The organism is Endozoicomonas sp. ONNA2, from assembly GCF_024606365.1.
Lineage (GTDB): Bacteria > Pseudomonadota > Gammaproteobacteria > Pseudomonadales > Endozoicomonadaceae > Endozoicomonas.
Genome location: NZ_JAHHPO010000479.1, coordinates 1 through 8,880, shown reverse-complemented (window position 1 = coordinate 8,880; position 8,880 = coordinate 1). Strand labels below are relative to the sequence as shown.

Sequence of the window (8,880 nt, the reverse complement as noted above, 5' to 3'; positions counted from 1 at the left end):
TTTGATGTCGCCGCAGTAGGGCAGTCTATTCTCGGACACCCTCCCGGGGTGAAAGCCTGTCCGGTTCCCCCAGAGTTAGTGACTTTACCTTTAGGTGCTCCTATAATCCGCGCTATGGCAAAAAGTTCGAAGAAAGGCAAAAAGGGCGACTCATCTATCGTCGTCAACAAGAAAGCCCGTCACGATTTTCACATCGACGAGACTTTCGAATCAGGCATTTCCCTCACCGGCTGGGAAGTGAAAAGCCTCCGGCAGGGTAAAGTACAGCTGGTGGACAGTTATGTTCTGCTCAAAGATGGCGAAGCCTGGTTGATTGGCGCCCAGATCACACCACTGAACACCGCCTCCACCCATGTGGTGGCAGACCCCCTGCGTGATCGTAAACTGCTGCTGAACCGCCGGGAACTGGCCAAACTGTTCTCGGTAACCCAGCTAAAAGGCCACGCCTGCATCGCCACCAAACTCTACTGGAAAGGGCATCTGATCAAATGCCAGATTGCCCTCGCCCGGGGTAAAAAAGAATTTGACAAGCGTGCCGCCACCAGGGAGCGTGAGTGGAATATTGAAAAGCAACGGGTTATGCACCGTGGCTGACCACCCCGGTACGCAGCTTCACTGTGTGCTACCAATAACTTCTTTTTCACAGGACTGATGGAGTAGTGATTGCCAGCCCCAAAAAACATCCCGTCGCTAATTAGCACCATCCTGACTCAGGGTATCAGCCTGAAACTGCAACCCGCGGATCTCGCCTATCTGGCAGCACTGCGCTATTGGAAGGAAACGGAATCTCAGCCGGAGTTCAGCGAAGAAGAACTGCATGTGATTTTCCACAATGTGGAGAAAGCCAGGCTGGACGAGAACAGTGATGACTCATCAAAACGCTGCAACGATGTGATCCGTCGTCTGGTTGAGCAACACCTGCTGATTTGCCTGGAAGGCGGCGAACAAAGACATCATGTCTACCTGATTACGCCACTGACAGAGCAGATTATTGATTCTGTCTGTGTTGGCATGGAAGCATCCAAAGAAGCATTGAGCACGCTGTTTATGACGGTGGCCAGCCATCTTGTCGAGATACGGGACTCAGCAAAAATTGGCGGCAACGAACCGTTCTGGAAGCTTCAGGTGGAAGCACCGCTGAATATTACCGTCAACCAGCTGGTCACCTCCATTGACCATCGCCAGCGTCAGCTGGACCAGGAAGCCATTAACACCCGCAAAAAAGTCGTGGAACTGCTGAAACAGGATTGGCAAAACAGCATCAGCCAGTGCGAACAGCTGTTAACCAGCACGCAGTCCCATCTTCAGGACTTACAACAACTGTTGTTAGCCTCCTGCCATCAGCTTCGTTCTCTGCTGGATGCCATCTCCCTTTACTGTGAAAGTTCACAGCGCAGCAATGCCGTAAACAGTGCTATCCGACTCGAGCAACACCTTGAACGAATTGAGCACTGGAGCTGTCAACGGATGAACCACTGGGAGGGTTTTCATCATCGGGTGCACCAGTACCTGCGTCAATTTGTCACGATGGATGAGCGTAAGGCCTTAATGGAACGGGTACGGGAAGGCGTCCGAAACTATCGCGACATGCCCTGGTATGCGCGCTACACCCATGAGGAACCGCTCACCCGGTTACGGGATATTGAACCACCACAACCAAAAGAAAATCTGGCGCAGGAAATACACGACGAAGAACACCTGACCTCCATCGAAGATCTGGATGCCCTGAAACAACAGGTTAAAGAGTGGCTGGTTGAGCACCACAAACAAACCGGTAACCTGCCCTCCTACGAGCAGGCCCTGGAACAACTGGCCAGCCAGTGGCCCATGGAAAAACTGCATATGGTGGCAGGCTGGTTATTCAGCGCACTGACCGAAATGGGTCACCAGCAGCACCAGCAACAGATTGCCGATAGCCAGTGGCACCCGATCCTTCCTGAGATTGCCCCCGATTTTTTCGTGGAACGCCTGAGCCTGACCCCTAACTCACCACAGCGTAAAAGAACGTAAAAGAACGTGAAAGAGAGAAACACCTTGTCGATGGATAACCCCTACCAGCAGCTGGCCGACCTGATCAATGATGAATGTTTTCCGGAACTGGATACCCGGCTGCGACGGGGGGAACACATCGATACCCGCCACCATCGACTGTTTAATGTGATTCAGGATGGCTTCCCGCTACTGGTTGAACATTACCTGCGTTATGGCAGTGACCTGGTTCAGGCACCGGAAGCCTACTACTTCCTGCGCCCCGGCACTGGCAGCAAAAGCCTGATCCGGTCGCAGAAGCTGAAAGCGTTGCCCATGATTGTCGGGCAGGTGCTGGCCATGTTCCATCTTGACCCGGAACAACTGGAAGGCAGTGGTTGGATATCATCCGATGCCGTGTATGAACGTTTACGTCTGCTGATTGATAAGGCGTATCTCTGCCAGCTTCTGGAACGCAACCGGATTGAAACCCAGGCCGATCGTGAAAAAGCCATGGACGCCCTGCGCAAAGCCATCCGGCAACTGGCCAGGCTCGGCATGGTAAGACTGGAAGGCAATCAGGCTAACCGGCTGCAAACCCAGGCACCATTAATGCGATTTATTGACCCGGTGCGTGCAACCACTGCCTCAACAGAAGCGACCAAGGCAGCAATGGAACAACTGGTTCGTGATGGTTATATCAGCCTCGATGAAGAAGATCCAATGCCTGACAACGACCAATCCGCAGAAACCCACAGCGAGCACAACGCCATCGACGTGAAGCAGATACCCACAGAACCAACCGCTGAACAAGAGCAGGAAGCATGAACCAGAAAAGAACCCAGATCCGCAGCCTGACCATGGTTAATTTCCGGGGCATCTTTTTCAAGACTCTGGATATGCACCCGCTGATGAGCAACCTGATCGGTCATAACGGAGCCGGTAAAACCACCATCATGGGCGCATTACTGATCAACCGGGTACCTGATAACCGTCTGGTTCGCCTGCGCAACAACTCCGACAGCGGTCAGGACCGCAGCGACAATGGTATCTGGGGGCGTATCGGTGCCGGCACCTGTTACAGCCTGGTTGATTACCAGAAACACGACGGCGACAGAGTTATAGCGGTTGTCAAAATCCGTCGTCTGGCACAACCGAAAGTGGAACTGAAACTCTATGCCATTGTCGGCATTGGCGACCATATTCCGGTACGTGACCTGGTCATGAAATCACTCCCCGACACCAACCGTTACGAAACACTGGATGGCAAAGCCCTGAGAAATCAGGTCAGCATCATGGGTGGTGAACTCCTTACCTTCAACACCACCGCCCAATACATGAATTGGCAGTTTGAACAGCGGATTATTCCCAGGCGCATGGAAAACAGCCAGGATCGTCAACGCTACTATCGTATGCTGGAAACCAGCCTCTACGGCGGCCTGTCATCCGAGCTGCAAAAAGGTCTGCGGGATTACCTGCTCCCGGCCGACGAGCGGGTTCGTCAATCCATCGACTCCATGCAAGGTGCCCTGCAGGAAACCCAGCGCACCCGTCGCCAGATAGAAAACACCCGCAAGGACCGAAAGGTCATTCGTGAGATTCTGGAATCCAGTTATGACCTTGGTGAACATGTTCTGGCCTGGTCAGAAAAACAGCGCAATACCCTCAAGCAGGCGCTGAAAGAGAAGCAGCAACAGGAACGTCAGGCACAGCAGGAACTGGAAACCAGACGACAACAGCTGTCAGCCCTGGATGCACGTCTGCTGACCCTTGATACGCTTGAAAACGAGCTGGCCAGCCGCGCAGAAGATGCCAGTGAGCAACTGGATCAGGCCAAAGACCTGGAGCGGCTCCACTCGGGTCTGGACAATCTGGCCAATGAACAGGCCAATCATCATCAGCAACTGGAAGAACAGGGCGAACAAAAAGAGCTGCTTGACCGTCAATATCAGGAAGAAGCCGAAGACCTCACACGCTTACAGGACGACCTGGCACAACTGGTGGAACAGCTAACCAGTGTCAAACAAACCTATTCGGAAGAAGCCCGTAAAGCCGGGCTTTACCTTGCTGCTCTTCACGCCCTGAATGAGGCACGTGACAGCGTTGCACAGCCACAGCTCAGTGCCGAACAACTGCCAGCCTTTCTGAACGACTTGCTGCAGAAGCGACATTCAGTGTCTCAACGTTATCATCAGGGCAAACCACGGCTGGAACAGGCAGAAGCCATTCGCAGTCATTTTCAGGCAACCCACAACCTGCTGGCTACCCTGGGTGAAAGCGCCGTACCAATGGATCAGGTTGCCAGCCGCGTTGATCACTGGTGCCACCATCACCAGCAACAGATGGAACTGGCCAACCGGATAGCGGGGCTTATCCAACAGCAACAGCAACGACAGAGAGAAGATAATCAGTTAAGGCAGCTGCAACAGGCGATCACCACATTGCCAGAAGAACTGCGCCGTACCATTTCTGATGAAGCCAGCTGGAACACCTGCTTGCAAACCGCCCGGCATGAGCAACAATATCAGCGGCAACAGTCGGAAACTCTCCAGGAGCAAATTCAGCAGACACAGCAAATGCAGTATCAGGTGAAAACCCGTCTTGACCAGGCCCGGGAAGACCAGGCGTTGTGGCTCGATACCCGCAGGCTGAGCCAGAATATAAACGACATCCGACCGGATGCTGCGCTGAACAGTCCGGAAGACTTTGCGCTGCTGCGCCAGCGGGTGAGCCGGGAAGATCAGGAAAACCTGCAAACCAGCGCCCGGTGCAACACCGCCCTGGAAACGTTGCGTGCATCTATGGCACGGCTGGAAATCAAGGCATCAAAAGAGCTTCAGCAACTGCAAAAGCTGGCCGATATCACCGGCGGCATGGTCATCAGTGAATACTTTGATAACGATGATATCTCTCTGGAGGAAGCGGCCTGGCTGGAGGCTAAATTCGGTCCACTTCGTCACGCCCTTCAGGTGAAGGATATCCATAAGGCCGCCAATATTATCCGCGACGAACAGGATCGTCCGGAGCATGTCTGGCTGCTTGCTGGCAAGCCGGGAGAGTCGTTTGCGGATGAAGCGTATCTCCATACTCCTCTTGACCAGAAAGAAGACGGCAGTGTACTGGTAGAAATCTCCGGTAATATTGCACGTTTAAGCCGCGAACCGGAGTTCCCGACCATCGGGCGGCTGGCCCGGGAGAAAGAGCAGGCAAGACTGCGTGAACAGGAAGCGCAACTGCTGGATCAAATTCAGGAACTGGCTGTGACTAAACGACAATTGGCCAGTTGTCAGGATTATCTGGATCAGCTGGCCGCCAAAAAAAACTGGCTGGGTACTGAAGAACCACCGGTTAGCGAGTTCCAGGCGCAACTTGAAGAGTCAGGGAACCTATTTGAATCGCAGTCCACAGCACTGAACCATGCCCGTCAGCAGCTGGAAAAACTCAATGGTGTTGTCCGCTGCCTTGAACAGTGGCAATCCAGCGCCTGGCTGCTGAACGATGACCCGGACAGGGTACCATTAACCGTAATTACCGATCAGTTGCAACTGGCTAAGGGGGCAAAAGCCTGGCTCGAAAGCCATCAACAGACCATCGGGCAATTAAACAGCCACAGACTGTATATTGGTCAGCCGCCCGTTGACGACCTTGACCGGCTTCGAGCGGAACTGACACAACTGGAGCAGCAGTTAAGCAGTTTCAGCCTGCAGGGCGAACTGCTCAATACGGCAATCAATCAGACTCCCAATCTACGCTTTGCCGACTCGGTAGCCCGACAGGAAGAGACTGAATGTCTGCAGGACAAGCTGCGTGATGAGTATGAAACAAAAAAGGCCAGTGAAAAGCGGCAGAATCGTGATGTTGTGGCATTGCGCGACCAGTGTAAATCCCTTGAATTCAGTATCGGTTCCATCAATAAAGAGCTGGAGAAAAATCAGCGCCAGCAGTCAGAAATAAAACGACAGATTGATAACATACCGCTGACCTGGAAAGCTGGCCTCAAAGCCGAATGCGTTGCCCGGTTAGCAGCAGTCAAAGCCGAAAAAGCCGCTCTGGATCAGGAGATCAGACAACACAGTGAGCGTAAAATTGCCACCACCGCAGATCGGAACAAAATTGAGGAAGAACTCAGCGACCTGATTGCGGATATCCACAGCCTGGAGCCAAAAGCACAACAGGCCACCAACAACCATGAAATGATTGTTCAGCAGGCTGAACAGTCAGGACAACGGCAACGGCTGCATATTCATAACCTGTTGAATCAGGATGATGAAACGTTACGTAATGGTCTGGCTTCAGCACGGGCGGATTTGGCAAAAGCCCTGGAAAATGAGCAGGAAAGCCTTTTTCAACAGATAGAAAAAAATGGCAGCGCAGATTTACCCGGACTATTTCAGTGTTTTATTGATTCCCAGCATTATCTTGCCCAGTGTGTGGATAAGTCACTGTATCAGTCCGATGACCCGAGAAAGAATCTGGCACTGCTGGAAGAGCAGCTGGTTCGACTGGAAACCTTGCTCAAGGATGCCCAAAAGCGCTTCCTGGCCGAATCAGACAGCCTTGGACAGAACATTCAGCGCAAAATCAATAACGAGCGTAAACAGATTTTCCAACTGAATGCCGCCCTGTCCAACGTCCACTTTGGCACCATTCGAGCGATCAAAATCGAATTGGAGGTGATCGACAGTTTCCAGAAAATTCTGGATGCCCTGCAGCAGGAGTTTTATGCAGACCTGTTTCACAAGCCGAACATTACCGTAGAAGCGGCCCTGGAGCAGCTGTTCAAAAAAGAGACTGGCGGCACTATCGTTGGCGACAAGTTGCTGGACTATCGCGAGTACATTCGCCTGAATATTATGATTCAGCGGGCGAACAGCAGTCAGTATGAACCGGCTAACCCGACCAACTTATCCACAGGCGAGGCGATCGGCACCGGTCTGGCGATTCTCACCATGGTGCTGCACTCATGGGAAGTTGCCACCAATCATCGGGATACGTCAGGCAAAGGGCATTGTGCGAACCGTTTATTGTTCCTGGATGAAGCGGCACGTCTGGATGCCAAAGCCCTGGCCACCCTGGAAGAACTCTGCGAGCATCAATCCCTGCAACTGCTGGTTGGTGCGCCGGATAATGTGTTGCCAAAAAATGGGATTACTTATCGGATGGTGCGTCTGATGGAGCCTTACGAACATGTTATTTTTTCTGGTGTAAAAGGCAGGCTGCCCCGGGGGGCTGAGTCGTGACATTCCCGCCAGAGGATGCCATACCGATTGCATTAGACCTGTTAGCAGACAGCTAGCCACAGTCGTGTAGTTAATGCTGTTTGGGGTGAACACTCCAAGAAACAGGCGTCAACACGGTCCGGGATTGAAGTACGCACAAAAACAAGCCTTGAATCAGGAGAATACCATGTATTTTGCCCTTGAACCTGCGTTGATGCAGATCTTCGGAACACATGAGTCATGATAAAAACCGCCAGCTGGCAGCAGGATATCAACGCTGGTTATCGCAAGACAGCCGTTGCGCCAGAGCATCGCAGCACGAGGGATGAGCGACTGGGTGATGATGGTATTCGTACGGGTGAGTTGCGGGAAAGAATGCAGCCGGAATTTTTTGCCATTTTGACGATCCGGTATAACGATAATCAGGCAAATCGTATTCACGTATGGCAGCTGATACAGCATCACCTGCGAACAGATCAACGGTTGCCGAAACCCCTTCGCTGTAATCCGGTGCTGCTGAGACTCTGGCTAATGTATGAGTTCCAAAACAACTATCTGAGGAAAAAAAGAGCAGTTGAGATCAAGGGACGGAGTGAGCGGACGATGTTCCGTTGGAAAAAAGCGTGTCTTACGGTTTGTGATGGGTGGGTAAATCAGGCGGAAGATAAGGCTCAGCATCTGTTGAAACAGATGGGCGTCATTCATTTTGAGTATTAACTTGCAGCCTTTCCACTTCTGATCTAATTTATATACATATTGTATATACATCGGGGTGGGTTATGGAGACCAGCATATTTTTTAACAATAAAACGCAGGCTGTCAGAATTCCAAAAGAGCTTGCCTTTCCTGATACGGTTAAGCGAGTCATGGTGCGTAAAGAAGGAAAAACCATCATCCTGACGCCTGTCGAAGACTACTGGGAAGAGTTCCTGGCGATGGAACCCATTGATGATTTTCCAGAGAGAGAGCAACCAACCTGCCAGGACCGGGAGGACTTTTAATGGCTGAATACATGGTTGATACCGACATTTGTATTGCGGTCTTAAAACATAATCGCCCGGTCATTGATAAGTTTATTGAGCATCAGGGAAAGGTCTATGTTTCATCCATTTCCTGTTACGAATTGCAGTTTGGCATTGAAAAAGGCGACCCTGAACACAGGCAGGCCAAGGAAAGTAAGCTGTCGTTCTTTTTAGAGGGGGTGAACGTGATCGACTTTGATGGGGCAGCCGCCCGGGAGTCAGCAAAAGTCAGAGAGGAACTAAGAAAGGGGCAGCAGATCGGTGCTTATGATACCTTGCTGGCAGGCCATGCCAGAAGCAGGGGGATGGTGATGGTCACTCATAATCAGCGAGAATTTTCCAGAGTTTGCGGATTGCAGCTTGCCGATTGGCTGGGCTGAAAAAAGCCAGGTCGTACCTTCATGGCGTTCTCTTTGGAAGGCTCAGCCTTGAAGGATTTCAGATCATCATAAATCGCCCGGGGCTAAAACTGGGGTCAGGTCTTTCCTTTTGAAAGTCATTATGATCAATCAGGAATTCTTGCGTTAAGTCTTGAACATTGAAATCAACGCCAAAGATCAAGACCTGTCATGAATCTTGCGTATGTTCAAAAAGAAAGACCAGACCCCGGTTTCTGCTGGCGACAACGACTCTTGATTCATAATCACTATTTTGCACCCGTGTCGTTCAGC

Annotated in this window: 7 protein-coding genes; all 7 read left to right on the top strand. The window is 51.7% G+C overall.

Features of this window, described 5'->3' with window-relative positions; all coding sequences use genetic code 11:
• The first annotated feature begins 114 nt into the window (after positions 1-114).
• Positions 115-594, top strand: a complete 480-nt coding sequence (smpB, locus tag KDK14_RS08660; RefSeq protein WP_257264697.1) for an SsrA-binding protein SmpB — start codon at positions 115-117, stop codon at positions 592-594.
• A gap of 69 nt (positions 595-663) precedes the next feature.
• Entirely contained in the window at positions 664-2,010 is a 1,347-nt protein-coding gene (locus tag KDK14_RS08655; protein ID WP_257264696.1) for a hypothetical protein, read from the top strand.
• A gap of 30 nt (positions 2,011-2,040) precedes the next feature.
• Complete coding sequence (locus KDK14_RS08650; protein WP_257264695.1) at positions 2,041-2,796, top strand: chromosome partition protein MukE; 756 nt, start codon at positions 2,041-2,043, stop codon at positions 2,794-2,796.
• Entirely contained in the window at positions 2,793-7,208 is a 4,416-nt protein-coding gene (mukB, locus tag KDK14_RS08645; RefSeq protein ID WP_257264694.1) for a chromosome partition protein MukB, read from the top strand. Before KDK14_RS08650 ends, mukB begins: the two co-directional genes overlap by 4 nt.
• A 219-nt stretch (positions 7,209-7,427) precedes the next feature.
• On the top strand, positions 7,428-7,904 hold the full coding sequence (locus KDK14_RS08640; protein WP_257264693.1) for a hypothetical protein: 477 nt from the start codon (positions 7,428-7,430) through the stop codon (positions 7,902-7,904).
• A 62-nt stretch (positions 7,905-7,966) separates the two neighbouring features.
• Complete coding sequence (gene vapB, locus KDK14_RS08635) at positions 7,967-8,188, top strand: type II toxin-antitoxin system VapB family antitoxin (protein ID WP_257264692.1); 222 nt, start codon at positions 7,967-7,969, stop codon at positions 8,186-8,188.
• Positions 8,188-8,589, top strand: coding sequence for a PIN domain-containing protein (locus KDK14_RS08630; protein ID WP_257264690.1), 402 nt, complete (start codon positions 8,188-8,190; stop codon positions 8,587-8,589). The genes vapB and KDK14_RS08630 overlap by 1 nt, the downstream gene beginning before the upstream one ends.
• The last annotated feature ends 291 nt before the right edge of the window (positions 8,590-8,880 follow it).